This is a genomic window from Paenibacillus macquariensis (assembly GCF_900156375.1).
Classification (GTDB): domain Bacteria; phylum Bacillota; class Bacilli; order Paenibacillales; family Paenibacillaceae; genus Paenibacillus_AQ; species Paenibacillus_AQ macquariensis.
This window is the reverse complement of record NZ_FTNK01000028.1, coordinates 1-17,346: the sequence shown is the minus strand read 5'-3', so window position 1 is coordinate 17,346 and position 17,346 is coordinate 1. Positions and strand designations below refer to the sequence as shown.

Below are 17,346 nucleotides of genomic sequence, written 5' to 3'. Positions count from 1 at the left end.
CAAGTTCCGTCAAGGTTAATTCCTCAAAGCCGAAGCCGTTTTTCAGTTGTATAGTTTTCATTTAATTGTCCTCCTTGCAAGATCAGATTGATTACCCGGATTCTTATTATTGCTGCTGTATCCTTCACGCGGACGAATCATGCTTCCAACAAGCCGAAGACTTTGCTTTCGTGTAATGAATCGCGATAACTGCGCCCCGAGATAATTCTGCACACCCGGAACAACATACACTTTCCCTTCCTTCAACGCGCGAAGTGCAACCTCTACAACTCTTTCTGGTGTGTCTTTCTTTCCGACGGAGGCTTCTTCCGCTCCTACGACATTAAAGAAACTAGTGTCCGTTGAACCGGGACAAAGTGCGAAGAATTTGATGCCGCGGTCGCGATTTTCAAACCATAACGCTTGAGTAAATGACAGGACGAAAGCTTTCGTTGCCCCATATACCGCCATATAGGGAAGTGGTTGAAATCCAGCGGTTGAAGCAACATTGATAACTGCACCTGAGCTTCTGTGCAACATGTCCGGCAAGAACAAGTGGGTCATATCTACAACAGAGGCGACATTGAGCATAACTTCTTCATGTTGACGCTCACCTGACACTTGTTCAAATAAACCATGTGTAGCAAAGCCTGCGTTGTTGATCAGCATTTCGATATCCACTTTCAAAAGTCGACATTTCTGATATAACTCGCTGGGCGTGCCCTCTTTCGAAAGATCCATAGAGATTACCTCGGCTTTGATGCCATACATCTTTCTGAGCTCTGATGCCAGGCTCTCAAGCTTGCTCTCCGATCGGGCCACGAGTACCAAATGGCTGCCTTGTTTGGCCAGTTGTCTCGCGAATTGCTCTCCAATACCGGAAGAAGCACCCGTGACGAGCGCCCATTTCCCTTGCATTGTCATAGCGCTACTCTCCTTTTAGATACGATGTTATCGTTCAGAAACAATGTTACCTAATACTTAGAAGTAATCCCCAATTCTCAACTTCTAAGAAAGTTAAGAATCATTGTATTCGGTAACAGTGTTTCCATTGGGATTCATTGTAACCAATCTTTTTTAGCATGTCAATATGATTTTTGAACATCCAACGTCTCTTTGACAACTGCCTAACATCTGTATAAAATTCCTGATAAGAGAGCAAGAAACTTTGTTTCCTGACGAAAATATGATAACCGAAGGTGATGATTATGAGCGAGCAAGATATCTCCTCCAATGCGAACACACGAAAGTTGAACACTTACCAAGAAGCTCGCTTGCAAAATATTGAAAATCTCCGCAAGTTCGTTGTTGAAGCTGCGGCAACTCTCTTGCAAGAAGAGGGGCCGGAAGCCGTTACTGTGCGTAAAGTATCGCAGAAAATGGGTTGCTCGACAAAAATCATTTATAGCTTGTTTGTCAATAAAGAGGGCTTGGCTCAGCAGTTGTATCTGGACGGTTGTAAGCTTCTCGCTAATGAATTCGAGGGAACGCCACAAGCTGCTGATCCGGCACAGCAAATGCTGAACTTAGGAGAGACCTTTTGGCAATTTGGGCAGCGTTACTCCAGTTATTATAAGCTGATGTTCGGAGGAGCTTTCTCAGATTTCAAGCCGGACGAGGAGAGTATGCATGGCACCGTAACAGCCATGCGGCAATTATTGACTGTGATTAGCAATGCGCAAGAAAAAGGACTGATTCCCGACCAGTATGACACGGAATCCGTTATACGTATATTCTGGGCCTCGCTCCACGGCGTTATTCATCTTTACTTTGGTGGACATTTGGGAGATATACAATCGGCCCATGCGGTATACAGGCAAACGTTGTCTTTGATTGTCAGCTCGTTGTTGCCAGATCATAACACCTAAAGGGGAAGCGATCTGATCGACAAGTCACACAGCTATTACTGATAGATCTGAGTGTCACCACTAAGCCAAATTCCATTTTTTGAAATGGCATGATTGTGTGTCTTTATGGCATCTCTAGGGGAATCATACTTGCAGTGTTAACGGTAGATTCAAATACTGTGCTCTTCCGTAAACGTCAAATAGCCCCCCAATTTTTGAAAGATGGGGGGCTATTTGACGTTTACCCAGATTCCATGGCGGATATCCGATCTTGTTAAAGGGGAAAGTTACTGAGTAGATTCGAACCACTTAGATTGTGAGATTTTGAGGTGCATAACAAAAAAAAAAAACGGGTTTTGGTGCAACAAATAAAACTGATCAAGGGAAGCACTTCAATCTGAAACTATAAGCGATTCCTTTTTAAGGTTAATGTAAGGTTTCAATAAAACTGGTGTAAGGTAAGAGCTTTATACTAATCTTTGTACACATTCGAAGATCTACGATCATGATTAGGAACGTATAATTAGGAGGAGCAACATGAATAAACTTAAACATTGGAATACTACACTACCGAAGTGCATAATTGCAGGCAGTCTTGTTATCGCGTTGAGCGCTGGCCCTGTTTTCGGGACAGGAGTAGTGATGGCGGCGAAGCCAACGCTTCAGAACGATTCATTAGTAGAAGCAGATGCGGCTGTTCATCAGCTTGCGCGCTATCAAGTAGACGCCAGGCTTGATGAGAAGAAGATGACGATTCACGGTACAGAAACCGTGACCTATCGGAACAACACGAAGGATACACTGGACAATATTGTATTTCACACCTTTGCAGATGCAAACCGTTCAAAGGAAACACAGTCGAGTTTGTTCGAAAATTCAAATGAACGAATGAAGAAGGAGAATCCGGATAAGAAACCTGAGGATTTCCTGGGCGGCATTGATATTAACAATGTGAAGTCGTTAGGTCAACCCTTGAAGTTCGATAATACGAATCAGGCACTTACGGTTGTATTGGGACAAGCATTGCAGCCCGGGCAATCCATCACACTGGAGCTTGAATTTGACGTGAACATTCCTTATGGCTCGCAGCGGTTGTCCCACTACAAAAATATCATCAACGGCGCTCATTGGTTCCCTGTGCTTTCGGTCTATGACCCTGCAGATCATACGTGGGACAAAACTCCTTACAGTACTACATTTGAATCCGATTATTATGATGCTGCGGATTACCAGGTAACCATGAATGTACCCGCAGATTACCAAGTTTCCATGCCTGGAACACTGACCGTACAGGATGCCGAAGCAGGACGTAAGATGGTAACGGCCACTGCGAATAATACGAGAGAATTTGTCTTCTTCGCGAGTCCGGATTTTAAAGTAGAAAGTGTTACACGTGATGGTCTGACCATACAATACTATTACTTTGACAACCAGAAAGACAAAAAACAGATTATCGATCAATATATTGATCAAGCGTTTAAAGTCAGTAACTTCTTCAGCGAAAAATATGGTAAATATCCTTATCCGGAGTTCAGAATTGTTGAATCGTACGTTGAAGGGCTCGCTGTTGAATTTTCGCGAATGATTCAGATGGGCTTGATCCAGGGTCAGCCAGATATTTCAAACCATTCAGCATTTGTCCATGAAATTGCGCATCAATGGTTCCATGCATTAATTGGAAATAATTCCGAGACGGAATCATTTCTGGATGAAGGATTTGCAGATTTCTCTATGGTTTATTTCTATGAGAAACAAGGAAATCCGTTAAATGGATTCAAAGTGATTCAATTCGATGAAGTATCGTTAGATAGTCCGCTTGATGCGACCAATGATAAGGTTGGAGATTCTCCCGACGCCATTTTTTATAAAAAAGGCCGTCAAGCCATCTATGAGTTGTATCGTACGCTTGGCGAAGAGAAGTTTGATGAGTTGATGCAGACATATTTTAACCAGTATGTATACAAAAATGCAACAATCGACGGACTACTGCAAATCATTGAGAACAAAGCGGGCAAAAAGGTCAGGGATGATTGGGAAGTGGATCTGCGCAACCCGAATTATTCTTTGAAGCCTGAATATCGTCTAACGGCGGACGAGGAAGCTGCTTATATGCACGAGCAATTTAAATCAATATACCATTCGGTGTTTGCCCAGTTTCCAGCGGTACCGTTTGAAACGATGAGCCGAATTTTCGATAAAACGTTGCAGGGCGAGCCGCTAACGATTATCTTGAGCGACCGTTTGACATCGGACAAAGCAACAAAACAGCAAGATCAGCTGCTCAGCCAGATTCAAGGCTTCTTACAGATATCCGGGATAAAGCCAACCGTTATAACGGAACGTCAAGTATTGAAAAACGAACTTAAGAAAGAGCTGGGGGACAGCAATGTGATTGTCATCGGCGAACCGGATGCGAATGGATTCGTACAAGCCTTGAAGTCCAGCATCATCAAACGTGCTGATACCATCGGTTTTAAATGGCGGGATATCATGAATAAGTCTAATCAATCCGGAGCCTACATTATCAAACATCCGTATAACCAGAATCGTCTCATGCTGCATTATTTTTGGACAGGGGACCAATTGAGTGATCGAACTACAGATTCATTTATGGCTAAAGCATCGGAATCATTGAGTTTTTCAAGCCATTTCTATCAATATTATGTGATGAATAACACAGGCAAGATCAACAGTGAACAAAAGGTTGAAAATCCGTTGGCGAAACTATTTGCGGAATAATAAATCACTGGCAGTCTTAGAAAAACCACCAAAAAATAAATTGGTGGTTTTTCCGGGTAATGGCGTATATGAATGATCCCTAGGATTCCACAATCGAGTATGTGAAAGTGTTACCGTAGGATAAATATAATTTTGGTGTAAATAATAAGGGAGTAATATTAAAGTTCAAAAAATGTATTGTACAACCAAGTATATTTAAAGAGAAGTGCGCTATGAAGTGATATGAACATGCTATGAAGGAGGGAGAAAAAATGTCAGCATATACTGAACCAATCAATGTGGCAGCTATCTTTTTTGTTGTTTTAGTATTTGTCTTATTTATCCCTTGGCTCATTTATACATATAGAAAATACAATTATCTTCCACTTTCTACCACGCTAATCTCATTTTCATTTATCTTCTACTTTTTATCAGCGTTATTTTTAGTATTGTTGCCGTTGCCTGAAATACGCGATACTTGTTCGCTACAAAAACCTGATACACAGCATTATTCACTTTTGCCATTTCGATTTGTGGTAAACACCTTTGATAGTAGTAGTATCGTTTTATCACAGCCTGGAACGTATAGACTGTTATTTAATCAACCCTCATTCTATCAAGCTTTTTTCAATTTCTTGCTATTATTACCTTTTGGCGTTTATTTGAGATACTTTTTTCAAAGTAAAAAATATTGGAAGAAAGCTCTGGGAATCACGTTCTTATTAACATTATTCTATGAGGTAACACAGGTAACTGGTATTTACGGAATTTATAATTGCGCTTATCGCATTTTTGATGTGGATGATTTAATGTTGAATACTACTGGTGGGGTAGTGGGCTTCTTTATCGCTCCAGCTGTGTTAGCGTTATTCCCATCAAAAAAGAAAATTAATGAGAAGGCAGAAAGATTATTAGCTCTTGACCAAGTAAGAGGGATGTCTGTGTTGCTGGCTGTTATTATTGATTTATTCATCAGTGACAAGGTAGTTAAAGTTGTGTTGAAAATGACAAATGTTAATGAGGTTAGTGAATTTATTGCGAATACAATTGCACTATTTGTAGCATTTTTTATTATTCCATGGATTTGGAACGGATATACAATAGGTACTAAAATTATGCGCTATCGCTATGACAGTAAAGTAAGTAGAGCTGAAACAAACAAGCGATTATTTAAACGTTTTGGTGCTATTTACGCTATGTACTTCACAACAGTAATAGCAAATACATTGAATAACGTGGAACTATCAATGGACTCTCCATTTTATAAGGCATCTATATTCCTAACGCTAGGTGCTGGAATAATCTTTATGATTTTGTCGATGGTGTTGTTCATCCATGTTATGTTAGTCATGTTTGGCAAAGAAAAACGTCGCTTCTACTTTGATGAAGCCTCTGATTTATATACTACCAGAAAAAAAATGTAGCAAGAGGATGTCTCAAATTTCTCAATGGAAAGGGATTAAATGATTAGGGCGTATATGCAAACCTAAAAAGTATTATTCTAACTCTTATGTACTATTTCGTTACCGCCCGCGCTCCCGGACGTAGTCCCCAGGAGCTGCCCATCACACAGAGGGCGACATTTTTAACTGCTCCAGATAACACCAATAATATAAGAGGATAAGCCCCTAAGAACCACGACTGGATGAAAAATCCGGGGTCGTGGTTCTTTTTTTACCCTGCTGACTGTGCCATGATAGCTATGGGGGCGATGATGAATGTTTAAGGATTTCAAGCTCATTGCAGGACGACCGGTATATATACAAGTCAAAGACTATATGAAGCATTTAATTATAAAAGGCGCGCTGCAAGGTAAGCAGAAGCTCCCGTCCACACGTGAAATGGGTGTGCTGCTGCAGGTTAGTCGCAACTCGGTAATCGCCGCTTATGAGGGGCTGGAGGACGACGGGTTTGTCTACGCCGTTAAAGGTCAAGGGAACTACGTGTCCCCTTCTGCACCTGGCACGCTTAAGGTCTCGTCTCGAATTATGGATTGGAAAGCGCATTTGAATGGGCACGCCTTGCTTGCCGAAGAGCTGGATATTATGAAGCACGGTATCCGTGCGGAGAAGGGGACGATTTCTTTTACCAGTATTGCGCCTGATGAGGGGTTGTTCGACCTCGACAATGTAAAGCGGGCCTTTATGGATCGTATGGCAGTAGAAGGAAATGTCCTGCTGAACTACGGCTATGCCAAGGGCTACAAGCCGTTGATTGATTATTTGCACCAATATATGGAGCACAAGGGCGTGGATATGAAGGGTAAAGATATTCTGATCACCAATGGCTTTACGGAGGGTTTTAATATCGTGCTGTCCGCCCTGAACCGGAAGAGTGGTCATGTTCTGACCGAGAATCCCACGCATCATACGGCGATCAAGAATCTCAAGCTGCACGGCTTCGGGATCAAGGGTATTCCCATGGAGCGGGATGGCATTCACCTGGGAGAGTTGGAGAAGGCGTTGAATGAGGGAGAGTACGATTGTGCCTACTTCGTGCCTTCGTACCATAATCCGACCGGGATTGTCATGTCTCCTGAGAAAAGACAGGGCCTGATGAAGCTGATGGCGGGATACGATATTCCGGTCATCGAGGATGGCTTTAATGAAGAGCTGCGTTATTCGGGGTCGCATGTATCTCCGCTGATTGCAACGGCCGGTGCAGGCAACAGTGTGATTTATCTCGGAAGCTTCTCCAAAGTCTTGTTCCCCGGCCTTCGGGTAGGCTGGGTCTTAGCTGATCAGGAACTGATCTATTACCTAGAGAGTATCAAGCGGGCACAGACAATTCATACTTCAACTTTGGATCAATCGATTCTCTATCAATATTTGTACAACGGCAATCTGGAGAAATATTTGAAAAAGGCGAGAGCGGAATATAAACGGAAGTATGAGCTGACCTTGGAATGCTGCAAGCAGCATGTTCCTTACCAAACATTGACGGGCGATGGGGGACTTCATTTATTCGTGGCATTTGCCGAGGGATTTAACACGAGAGAATTACTTGCGGCGTGTCGTGATCAAGGGGTTATTTTTACGGCAGGAGAGATGTTCTATACCGATGGCGGCGGGCAGCATACGATGCGGCTGGGATTCTCCAGAGTGGCGGATGAGGATATCCGCAAGGGGATCGAGGTTATTGGCCAAACAGCGCACAAACTAATGGGATGAAGGAGTGCTGATGATGAAGGTTGGCGTAATTATGGGGGGCATTTCGTCTGAAATTGAGGTGTCGCTGAACACGGGCAAAGAAATGATGAATCATCTGGACCGTAATCAATATGAGGTGATTCCAGTTGTATTCAATAAGCCGGAGGAACTTGTGGAGAAGGTAAAGGGGCTTGACTTTGCTCTGTTGGCTCTTCATGGGGCTTATGGTGAGGACGGAACGATACAGGGGATGTTGGAGACACTGGGCATACCGTATACAGGAAGCGGCGTACTGGCGAGCAGCCTGTGCATGAATAAGGATCTGTCCAAAAAAATCCTCCGTTATGAAGGGGTCTACACGCCCGACTGGCTATGCTGGGACAGCTTGGATGACTATTCGCCGGAAGCCGTTGAACGGTTGGGGTATCCGGTGATGGTGAAGCCGAATTCAGGTGGTTCCAGTATCGGGATGGAAAAGGTGAACGATGAACAGGGGTTGCACAGCGCGGTGTTGAAGGCTTTTATGAGTGACACTGATCAGTCGATCCTGATTGAACGGTATATCGTGGGCCAAGAGATCACCTGCTCTATTCTGGATGGGGAACTCCTGCCTGTAGTAGGGATCACTTCGGCGTCTTCGGAATGGTTCGATTACAGTGCCAAGTATGAGGAAGGTGGAGCGGATGAGGTGGTATTGACCCTGCCACCGGAGCTAGAGCAGTCGGTACGGAGGGCAGCAATGACCTGTTACAAAGCATTGAAGTGCAGTGTGTATGCCCGGGTCGATATTCTGTTGTTGGATGGTGATCCGTATGTACTGGAGGTCAATACGCTGCCTGGGATGACTTCAACGAGTCTTCTTCCCAAAAGTAGTGCCGCAGCAGGACTATCGTTCAGCGCATTACTGGATCGAATTATCAGCTGCTCCCTGACGGAACGCAGCAAGAACAAGGGGGTGCCGGTTCATGTTGAATGATTGGATTGCTCCGCGCGTTCGGGATATTCCGCCTTCCGGGATACGTGCTTTCTTCGACCTCAGTGCAGGCAGTGAGGATATTATCTCGCTAGGCGTAGGTGAGCCGGATTTTGTCACCCCAGAACACATCAGGGAAGCATGCGTGCAGGCACTGAGGCAAGGAGCAACGAGCTATACGCCGAATGCGGGTTTACCTGAACTTAGAGAGGGAATTGCTGATTATTTGCATAAAAATTTCAATCTGCGCTACGATCCTGCTAGCGAAGTGCTCGTCACTGTAGGCAGTAGCGAAGCGCTGGATCTGGCGCTCCGGGCATTCACCGCTCCGGGCGATGAACTTCTTCTGCCATCTCCCAGTTATATCGCTTATTCGCCGATCGGCTATCTAAACGGCGGTACAGTAGTGGAGGTGGAAGCGAGAGCGGAGGGTGGGTTCAAGCTGACCGCTGAGGCCTTGCAACGGGCGATTACCCCGCGTTCAAAGCTGCTGATGCTGAATTATCCGAACAATCCGACGGGAGCGATCATGACTGCCGAGGACTGGCAACCGATTGCCGACATCGTTAAGGAGAACAATCTGCTGGTCATCTCTGATGAAGTCTATGCCGAGCTGACCTATGACCGGAAGCATGTCAGCATTGCCTCGCTACCGGGGATGCAGGAGAGAACCATTGTACTCAGCGGCTTTTCCAAAGCGTTCGCAATGACCGGCTGGAGAATCGGATATGCCTGCGGTCACCGCGATCTGCTGGCGGCAATGCTGAAGATCCATCAATATACTGCCATGTGTGCTCCGGTGCTGGGACAGATTGCTGCGATAGAATCCCTGCGCCATGGTCTTGAGGCTATGAATGAGATGAGAGAAGTGTATCGGCAGCGCCGGGAGCTAGTGGTGAACGGTTTCCGTTCGATAGGGATGCCTTGCCATGTACCGGAAGGGGCATTCTATGCGTTTCCGAGTATCGCTCACACGGGGCTCGACTCCGAGACGTTTGCTTTGCAGTTATTGAAGGAATCAGGTGTTGCCGTCGTGCCCGGGCATGTGTTTGGTGCAGGGGGAGAGGGGCATATCCGCTGCTCCTACTCTGTATCCACGCAGAAATTATCACTGGCGCTGGAGCGGATGGAGAGCTTCATGAAGGCGAAAGTATAATTGTAAGGTAGTTGCATTTCTCCTATAATCTGTAGCAGAAGAAGTGGGGATGGGCATCAAGATGGCTGTAATGGCAGGCATTATGCATAGATGCAAGATTGTTCAACCTTTAAGAAGAACAACATGTCTTGATGAATTGAAATAAATAAGACGAACAAAGACTATAAAGTAGCTCAAGCTACTCTATAGTCTCTTTAATCTAGGCCCTGTTTAAAGGGATTGATGTTATTTGATATACCAGAATTTTTGCTCAATAATATGGGTGATTTAGTGTGAGGTTTACAAGTGGATTAATGATAAAAGTAGGCTTTAAACTTCGCTGATAGGGTAGCGCTAGTATCATTTATGGACCCGTTGACAAAATAGGACGTGATATTTATAATTTTGGTTAAACGTTTACTCCATTCATTAACGTAAAGAATAACGAGGATAAATTTATGAATGTTCCGACAATTAAAGATGTAGCAAAGGCAGCTAATGTATCTGTGGCCACAGTATCCCGGGTACTACATAATCTTTCAGGGTACTCGAATAAAACCAAACTTAAGGTACTTTAAGCCGTTGAAGAGCTTGGATATCATCCGAATGCAATTGCACGGGGACTCGTTAATAAACGAACGCAGACCATCGGTGTTCTATTTCCGGATGTTTCTAGTGGCTTCTCGTCGGACATACTGCACGGCATTGAGGAAGTTGCTCATGAGAAAGGGTTCAGTGTCATTGTGTGCAATACGGCCGAAGAGGGCAAAAGGACAATGAAATATTTGCAGGTCCTTCGCGAAAAACAAGTGGATGGAGTCGTGTTTACTAGTGAGGTTCTGAAGGATGAGTATTATCAGGCTCTGAAAGAAATGGGGGTGCCGGTGGTACTTGTTAACACGCAGTCCCACAAACATATGATTCCTTACGTTAAAGTTGATGATTGGCAAGCGGCTTATCAAGCAACAAATTATCTTATTCAGAATGGACATCGAGAAATTGCAATGATCAGTGGAACTTTGGGGGATAGAGTTGCTGGAACTCGTGTAGAAGGTTACCGTCAGGCTCTGGAGGATCATGACATTCAGTTCTTAGAATCTAGAGTGGCTTATGGTGATTTTCGTTGGGAAAGTGGTCGAAAAGCGATGGAGTTGTTACTAGCAGATGCTCCACCTTTCACAGCCTTGTTTGCAGCGAGTGACGAAATGGCTATTGGGGCTATGGGAGCAGTCTTTGCAAAGGGGATGAAAATTCCCGATGATCTATCCATTATTGGGTATGATGATTTGACCATAGCCCAAATAACCTTTCCTCCATTAACGACGGTTCATCAACCTCTTGCTCAAATGGGACGTCTTGCTTCGGATAAATTGATTGCTTTAATTGAGAAATCACAAGATGTTTCTAGCACCATTGTGAGTCATCACATTGTAGAGAGACAGACAGTTCGGCCCAAGTGATAGATTGCTTCGGATATTTACGTAAACGTTTACGTAACCTAAATAAATAAAATATAGAGGAGTGGATTTAATGAAGACGAAATGGTGGCAAACAGCGGTGATCTATCAGGTCTATCCGCGAAGTTTCCAAGATAGTGACGGTGATGGTGTTGGTGATTTGAAAGGTATTATTGAGCGATTGGGTTACTTGGAACGATTGGGGATTACGGCGATTTGGCTCAGTCCGGTCTATCAATCACCTAACGATGACAATGGCTATGATATTAGTGATTATCAAGCGATTATGACAGAGTTTGGCACGATGGATGATATGGATGAACTGATTAAGCAGGCTAAAGTGCGAAACATCAAGATTATTATGGATCTAGTTGTAAATCATACTTCAGATGAACATAAGTGGTTTATCGAGTCCAGTAAAAGTAAGGACAACCCATATCGAGACTATTATATCTGGCGAGATCCGGTAAATGGTGGAGTTCCTAACTCACTTGGGTCCATTTTCAGTGGTTCTGCTTGGCAATATGACGAAGCAAGCGGTCAATATTTCTTGCATCTGTTCAGCAAAAGACAGCCGGACCTTAACTGGGAGAATGAAAAGGTTAGACAAGAAGTGTGGAACATGATGAATTTTTGGCTGGATAAAGGTGTTGGTGGTTTCCGTATGGACGTTATTGATTTGGTGGGTAAAATTCCAGATCAGGAAATCACCGGGAATGGTCCGAAATTGCATGAATATTTGCAAGATATGCACCGGGAGACCTTCGGGAAACATGATGTATTGACAGTGGGAGAGACTTGGGGAGCAACGCCCGAAATTGCTAAATTGTATTCTGATCCTAAACGTAATGAGTTGTCTATGGTCTTCCAATTTGAACACGTTTCTCTAGATCAGCAAGAAGGTAGAGAGAAATGGGACCTTAAACCTTTACCCGTTAGCGAATTGAAAAACATCCTAAGTAAGTGGCAAACGGCATTGGGCGATGAGGGATGGAATAGTCTGTTCTGGAACAATCATGATCTTCCTAGAATTGTATCTCGCTGGGGAAATGATTCCACTTATCATACCGAAAGTGCAAAAATGTTCGCTATCCTACTTCACTTAATGAAGGGCACGCCTTACATCTATCAAGGTGAAGAAATCGGGATGACCAATTACCCTGTTAGCGACATTAGTGAGATTAACGACATTGAAAGTGTGAATATGTACCATGAACGCTTGGCGAATGGTTATAAGAAAGAAGACATTCTCGCTTCTATTAACGTAAAAGGGCGCGATAACGCTCGAACGCCAATGCAATGGGACGATACAGAAAATGCCGGATTTACAACGGGAACCCCTTGGCTACATGTCAATCCGAATTCAAGTGACATTAATGTGGCAGCCAACTTGAATAATCCGAATTCTATCTTTTTCTGCTATCAACAATTAATTCGGTTAAGAAAAGAGAATCCAATTGTCGTATGGGGCGACTTTGAGTTAGTAACGGACGTTCCTGAGCAAGTCTTTATGTATTTAAGACGTTACGAAGGCCAAACATGGGTGGTTGTAGCAAACTTTGGGGAAGAGATGGTATCTCTAGAGCTACCGAGTCTTGGACAAAGTGACGACGTGATTATCAGTAACTATGAAAGATCATCGGTTAATTTTAATCAACTTGATTTAAATCCTTATGAAGCTTTTGCGGTGAAAATCTAATCGTTAATGATGCCTTAAAACGATTCATTTTCATTCGATCAGGCCAACAGTATGTGTCACATACTGTTGGCTATTTTTTTATTGGGATCTAGGGTTTAACTAAATTAGTTGAAAGAGCATGTAGGGCAGACTAAAATGAAATCAACAGATATGAAAAAAATCTTAGTCCATGGATGGGTCATCTTAAGGTTCATTAATAGATATCACCTCGAAGTATACCAATATCGAATTATGCATAAGCATGAGCAGTAGCATCATAGCGGATGTATAATGAAGCCAATATCTAAGCCACTTACAAGTCACAGTGTCATAAGAACCTAATTAAGAGTGAACTGGGGAATACTATTTTGATTGCTACCGTAATCTTTCAGCATATGAAACTTTTGTCGTAAACTGATGTATTATATATGTAATGTAACTCTTTTCGAGGAGGTTCCATCATGGGGATTTTATCAAGATTTAAGGATATTATGGCAAGCAATATTAACGCCTTGTTGGATAAGGCAGAAGATCCAGAGAAAATGATTGATGATTACATGCGGCAGTTGAACAGCGACATGAGCAAGGTCAAAGCTGAGACAGCTTCGGTGCTCGCGGATGAGCAAAGAGCGAAGAGAGTACTTGATGAATGCCGAGCTGAGATTAGAAAGCTGCTTAATTATGCTGAGAAGGCCGTGGAATCAGGTGATGAGGAGAAAGCTCTAAAGTTCCTCGAGAGAAAGGCCATCCAGGTAGAGAAACAAAACCAATTACAAGTCGCCTATGATGCTGCTTCCGCTAACGCCTTGAGTATGAAGCGAATGCAGGAAAAAATCGTGTTAGATATGGGTCAGTTGGAAGCACGGAGAGTCCATCTGAAGGAGAAAATAGCTGCTACTAAAGCACAGCAACAATTGAATTCTAGAGGCGGCTCTTTAGGCGCAAGTGGTTCTGTTCTCGATGCCATGGAAGAGAAAGTGAATCAGGCTTATAATGAAGCTGTGGCTTTAGCTGAGCTTAGAGCAGAACCAAAGGATGATCTAGATGATCTGATCGCACAATTAGAGAAGAGTATGAATGCGAATCCAGAAGATGAGTTAGATGCAATGAAAGATCAAATAAAGAATAAGGAATAACATTTTCTTGGTGATAGAGGTGAGTAGATGTCGGTTATTGATTACAAATGTCCAAATTGCGGGAGTGGCATGGTCTTTGATGGTGAGACAGGTATGTTATCTTGTCACAGCTGTGGAAGGGAAGACAATATTGAACAACTTCCTGATCCTCTAAGGGATAATGTTTTTTCAGAAGATGAGGTTGTGGAGTATCATTGCAATAGCTGTGGAGCAATCATTATGGCGGAAGCCGAGACGAGTGCAACGGTCTGTAGCTTTTGTGGTGCAGCGGTTGTACTTGGCGATCGACTGAAAGGGACACTTGCTCCGGCGAAAATCATACCCTTTTCCATTAGTAAGGAAGAAGCTATGAATGCCTTTCGGAAATGGTGCAAGAATGGACGACTGACGCCAAACGGGTTCATGACAGCGGATCGAGTCAAAGGTATAACGGGGTTGTATGTGCCCTTCTGGTTATTTGAATTACATAATAAAATTGAGGTTCATGGTCTTGGAACGAAGGTGAGAACCTACAGGAGAGGCGATTATCAATATACGGAAACACAGTTTTTTGATGTATACCGGAAGATCGATCTGAATTATGTGGAGGTACCGATCGATGCGGCTGAGAAAATGAATGATGAACTGATGGATAAATTAGAGCCTTTTCCATACGATCAGCTAAAAAGTTTTAAAACGCCATATCTCGCCGGCTATATTGCGGAAAAATACAGTTATAATGACGAGGAACTTTTCCCACGGGCGAAAGAAAAAGTGAGTGCATACATTAATTCTTATATTCAGTCTGCGATGGATGGATATACCACCATGAGCTACACCAACAAGCAAATTGATACAAGATTACAACATGCGGATTATGTTCTGCTTCCCGTATGGGCGGTACACTATGACTATAATAAGTCGGAGCATACGTTTGCCATGAATGGCCAGACGGGTAAGGTGGTTGGCAAACCTCCGATCAGCAAAGCGAAAGTAAGTGCATGGTTCGCTAGCATCGCTGGCGCTGCCTTCATTTCACTGAAGTTAATAGCTTTGATGATGGGAGGAGGATTATGGTGATGAAGCAAAGAACGATCTTGGCCATCCTGTTCTTCATCGCAGTATATCTAGCAGTTCCTATGGAGATGAGCTTGGCTTCACCAGAATTGAAGACATTAATATATGATGAAGCGGGTCTGCTGAATCAAGAAGAGTATGACGAGCTGAACCTGATGGCTAATGAATACGGAGCGAAGAGAGAAACGGACATTATTATTTATACTTCTAACAACGATGATAATGTAGATGTCATGAAAATGACGGAAGATTTCTACGATGATAAGGGACCTGGATATGATAAGTCCCATGGCAATGCGGTTATATTGACGATGGACATGAGAAATAGGGATTTCTATTTGGCAGGATTTTATAAAGGTGAGGAGTACCTAGATCAGGGTAGGCTGGATAAGATAAACGACAAGATTAGCCCTGATTTGGCGAACGGAGATTACAGACTTGCATTTCAGAAATATATTCAAACGGCGCATAGATATATGGGGTTTCGCCCAGGAGTGAATCCGGACAATATATTATTTAATGGGTGGTTTCAATTGGCTGTTTCGGTGGGCATTGGAGGGGTTATCGTTGGTATGATGGCTTATCGTTCGGGTGGTCGTGTGACGGTAAATCGACAGACCTACGAAGATTCCAGTACTTCGGGAATTCTAGAGCGTCAGGACCAGTACGTGCGAACAACGACAACGAAACGGAAGATCGAGAAGAATAATGGCGGCGGATCAGGCGGCGGAGGCGGTGGAACCACCGGTGGTGGCCATTCGCATAGTGGTAGTAGGGGATCATTTTAGCAGAAGGGAAGGGATTTAATAATGGGATTTTTCAAAAATCAATTTGCAAATGTTGTGGAATGGGAAGAATTTAGGGATGATATGATTTTTTGGAAGTGGAGCAATCACGAGGTTAAAAAAGGAAGTAAGTTAATTATCCGCTCTGGCCAAGACGCGATTTTCGTGAATAACGGTAAGATCGAAGGGATATTTGAGGATGAAGGGGAATTCAGTATTGATTCGGACATCATCCCGTTTCTTTCTACGTTAAAAGGATTTAAATTTGGCTTTAACAGTGGGATGAGGGTGGAAGTCTTATTCGTTAATACGAAGGAATTCACTGTCAAATGGGGAACGCAAAATCCGATTTTAATCCCCACTCCACAGCTTCCGGGTGGCATGCCTATTCGTGCGAACGGTACATTCAATTTCAAAGTGAACGATTACGTTACACTCATCGATAAGATTGCTGGTATGCGTAATAGTTATCTTGTTGAGGATATTAAAATAAGGATTACTTCTGTGTTAGATCAGTTACTAATGAAATGGATCAGCAGAGAAGGAAAAGACATGTTTAATCTGCAGGCGAACGCTTCGGATATTGCCAAAGGTATTCGCGAAGATTTGGATATGCAGATCATGGACAATGGGATGACGATTACAGGGTTCCAAGTGATGAGCTTTAATTATCCTAAAGAAATTCAAGATATGATTACCAAAACAGCTTCCCACGAAATGATTGGTAATCTGCAGAAGTATCAACAGGTTAGCATGACGGACGGTATTTCTTCAGGAAAAGTGCAAGGTGGCGGTGCTGCTTCGGACATGGCGGGTATGATGATGGGCATGAACATGGCCAATGAAATGATGAAGAACATAAATCAAAACCAGAAGCCTCCAGCTGACAAGCAGCAGCCTGCGCCTGCTGCTCCCTCTTCTGCAGAAGAGCATAAAAAGCCCAACTTCTGCCCAAATTGCGGTTCAAAAACCGAAGGGGCTAATTTCTGTCCGAATTGTGGTCAGAAGTTGTAAAAAAGCGTTAATGAATTAAGAAAGAACCCGCTCACGTGAAGTGACCCCTGTCAAGTAGACAATTAACAAAAAGCAACATTTAAGCAGCCTGAGTCCTGTATTCGTAGGGGCTCAGGTTGTTTAGTTTCTTTTGAAAGCGTTCATGGTTGTAGAAATGGATGTACTGCTTAACGGCGTGTTCGACCTGCTTTACAGAATGAAAAACATGAAGGTAGAAGCACTCTGCTTTAAAATGACTGAAGAAGTTCTCCATACATGCATTGTCCCAACAGTTTCCTTTCCGGGACATGCTGGCTTGGATGCTGTATCGTTTGAGCAGCTGACTATATTGGCGGGATGTATACTGGAATCCTTGGTCACTATGCAGTAGAACACCTTTGGTATTCTGTTGTTTTCGTGCCTTTTTCACCGTATCAAAT

Annotated in this window: 15 protein-coding genes; 13 read left to right on the top strand and 2 right to left on the bottom strand. The window is 43.4% G+C overall.

The features are described from left to right. Positions 1-57 precede the first annotated feature (57 nt). On the bottom strand, positions 58-903 hold the full coding sequence (locus BW961_RS26900; RefSeq protein ID WP_068592152.1) for an SDR family NAD(P)-dependent oxidoreductase: 846 nt from the start codon (positions 901-903) through the stop codon (positions 58-60). A gap of 284 nt (positions 904-1,187) precedes the next feature. Between BW961_RS26900 and BW961_RS26895 the strand changes: the two genes are divergently transcribed. The 13 genes from BW961_RS26895 to BW961_RS26840 all read left to right on the top strand — a co-directional run bounded on the left by BW961_RS26895 (position 1,188) and on the right by BW961_RS26840 (position 16,927). After that, a complete protein-coding gene (locus BW961_RS26895; protein WP_068592154.1) occupies positions 1,188-1,847 on the top strand; it encodes a TetR/AcrR family transcriptional regulator in 660 nt (219 codons plus the stop codon). A gap of 516 nt (positions 1,848-2,363) precedes the next feature. Continuing rightward, the gene (locus BW961_RS26890) at positions 2,364-4,565 is read left to right on the top strand and encodes a M1 family metallopeptidase (RefSeq protein ID WP_068592156.1); all 2,202 of its coding nucleotides are present in this window, start codon (positions 2,364-2,366) and stop codon (positions 4,563-4,565) included. A 251-nt stretch (positions 4,566-4,816) separates the two neighbouring features. After that, positions 4,817-5,968, top strand: coding sequence for a VanZ family protein (locus BW961_RS26885; protein WP_068592158.1), 1,152 nt, complete (start codon positions 4,817-4,819; stop codon positions 5,966-5,968). Positions 5,969-6,262: 294 nt separating this feature from the next. Continuing rightward, entirely contained in the window at positions 6,263-7,714 is a 1,452-nt protein-coding gene (locus BW961_RS26880; protein ID WP_068592159.1) for an aminotransferase-like domain-containing protein, read from the top strand. A gap of 13 nt (positions 7,715-7,727) precedes the next feature. After that, positions 7,728-8,669, top strand: a complete 942-nt coding sequence (locus BW961_RS26875; protein ID WP_068592161.1) for a D-alanine--D-alanine ligase — start codon at positions 7,728-7,730, stop codon at positions 8,667-8,669. Continuing rightward, complete coding sequence (locus BW961_RS26870; RefSeq protein WP_068592163.1) at positions 8,659-9,822, top strand: aminotransferase class I/II-fold pyridoxal phosphate-dependent enzyme; 1,164 nt, start codon at positions 8,659-8,661, stop codon at positions 9,820-9,822. The genes BW961_RS26875 and BW961_RS26870 overlap by 11 nt, the downstream gene beginning before the upstream one ends. Before the next feature lie 437 nt (positions 9,823-10,259). After that, complete coding sequence (locus BW961_RS31790) at positions 10,260-10,379, top strand: LacI family DNA-binding transcriptional regulator (protein WP_326112658.1); 120 nt, start codon at positions 10,260-10,262, stop codon at positions 10,377-10,379. A 33-nt stretch (positions 10,380-10,412) separates the two neighbouring features. After that, positions 10,413-11,261 carry a substrate-binding domain-containing protein gene (locus BW961_RS26865; protein ID WP_342190571.1) on the top strand — a complete coding sequence of 283 codons (849 nt, stop codon included), beginning with the start codon at positions 10,413-10,415 and terminating at the stop codon, positions 11,259-11,261. Positions 11,262-11,331: 70 nt separating this feature from the next. Next, positions 11,332-12,957, top strand: a complete 1,626-nt coding sequence (locus BW961_RS26860; RefSeq protein ID WP_068592165.1) for a glycoside hydrolase family 13 protein — start codon at positions 11,332-11,334, stop codon at positions 12,955-12,957. A gap of 440 nt (positions 12,958-13,397) precedes the next feature. Then, positions 13,398-14,072, top strand: coding sequence for a PspA/IM30 family protein (locus BW961_RS26855; RefSeq protein WP_068592166.1), 675 nt, complete (start codon positions 13,398-13,400; stop codon positions 14,070-14,072). Between the two features lie 27 nt (positions 14,073-14,099). Continuing rightward, positions 14,100-15,131, top strand: coding sequence for a TFIIB-type zinc ribbon-containing protein (locus BW961_RS26850; protein ID WP_068592167.1), 1,032 nt, complete (start codon positions 14,100-14,102; stop codon positions 15,129-15,131). Beyond that, positions 15,131-15,916 (top strand): TPM domain-containing protein, encoded by a 786-nt coding sequence (locus BW961_RS26845; RefSeq protein WP_394327659.1) that lies wholly within the window; start codon positions 15,131-15,133, stop codon positions 15,914-15,916. Before BW961_RS26850 ends, BW961_RS26845 begins: the two co-directional genes overlap by 1 nt. A 21-nt stretch (positions 15,917-15,937) precedes the next feature. Beyond that, on the top strand, positions 15,938-16,927 hold the full coding sequence (locus BW961_RS26840) for an SPFH domain-containing protein (RefSeq protein ID WP_068592169.1): 990 nt from the start codon (positions 15,938-15,940) through the stop codon (positions 16,925-16,927). Between the two features lie 79 nt (positions 16,928-17,006). On the opposite strand, the gene BW961_RS26835 is transcribed toward BW961_RS26840, so the two are convergent. Then, a partial coding sequence (locus BW961_RS26835; RefSeq protein ID WP_139331763.1) for an IS3 family transposase occupies positions 17,007-17,346 on the bottom strand: 340 nt, incomplete at its 5' end.

Excerpts from the sequence above, each read along its gene's own strand:
- BW961_RS31790 (WP_326112658.1), top strand. The coding sequence starts at position 10,260 with ATGAATGTTCCGACAATTAAAGATGTAGCAAAGGCAGCTAATGTATCT.
- BW961_RS26855 (WP_068592166.1), top strand. The coding sequence starts at position 13,398 with ATGGGGATTTTATCAAGATTTAAGGATATTATGGCAAGCAATATTAAC.
- BW961_RS26850 (WP_068592167.1), top strand. The coding sequence starts at position 14,100 with ATGTCGGTTATTGATTACAAATGTCCAAATTGCGGGAGTGGCATGGTC.
- BW961_RS26900 (WP_068592152.1), bottom strand. The coding sequence starts at position 903 with ATGACAATGCAAGGGAAATGGGCGCTCGTCACGGGTGCTTCTTCCGGT.
- BW961_RS26880 (WP_068592159.1), top strand. The coding sequence starts at position 6,263 with ATGTTTAAGGATTTCAAGCTCATTGCAGGACGACCGGTATATATACAA.
- BW961_RS26840 (WP_068592169.1), top strand. The coding sequence starts at position 15,938 with ATGGGATTTTTCAAAAATCAATTTGCAAATGTTGTGGAATGGGAAGAA.
- BW961_RS26860 (WP_068592165.1), top strand. The coding sequence starts at position 11,332 with ATGAAGACGAAATGGTGGCAAACAGCGGTGATCTATCAGGTCTATCCG.
- BW961_RS26875 (WP_068592161.1), top strand. The coding sequence starts at position 7,728 with ATGAAGGTTGGCGTAATTATGGGGGGCATTTCGTCTGAAATTGAGGTG.
- BW961_RS26870 (WP_068592163.1), top strand. The coding sequence starts at position 8,659 with ATGTTGAATGATTGGATTGCTCCGCGCGTTCGGGATATTCCGCCTTCC.
- BW961_RS26845 (WP_394327659.1), top strand. The coding sequence starts at position 15,131 with ATGAAGCAAAGAACGATCTTGGCCATCCTGTTCTTCATCGCAGTATAT.
- BW961_RS26895 (WP_068592154.1), top strand. The coding sequence starts at position 1,188 with ATGAGCGAGCAAGATATCTCCTCCAATGCGAACACACGAAAGTTGAAC.
- BW961_RS26885 (WP_068592158.1), top strand. The coding sequence starts at position 4,817 with ATGTCAGCATATACTGAACCAATCAATGTGGCAGCTATCTTTTTTGTT.
- BW961_RS26890 (WP_068592156.1), top strand. The coding sequence starts at position 2,364 with ATGAATAAACTTAAACATTGGAATACTACACTACCGAAGTGCATAATT.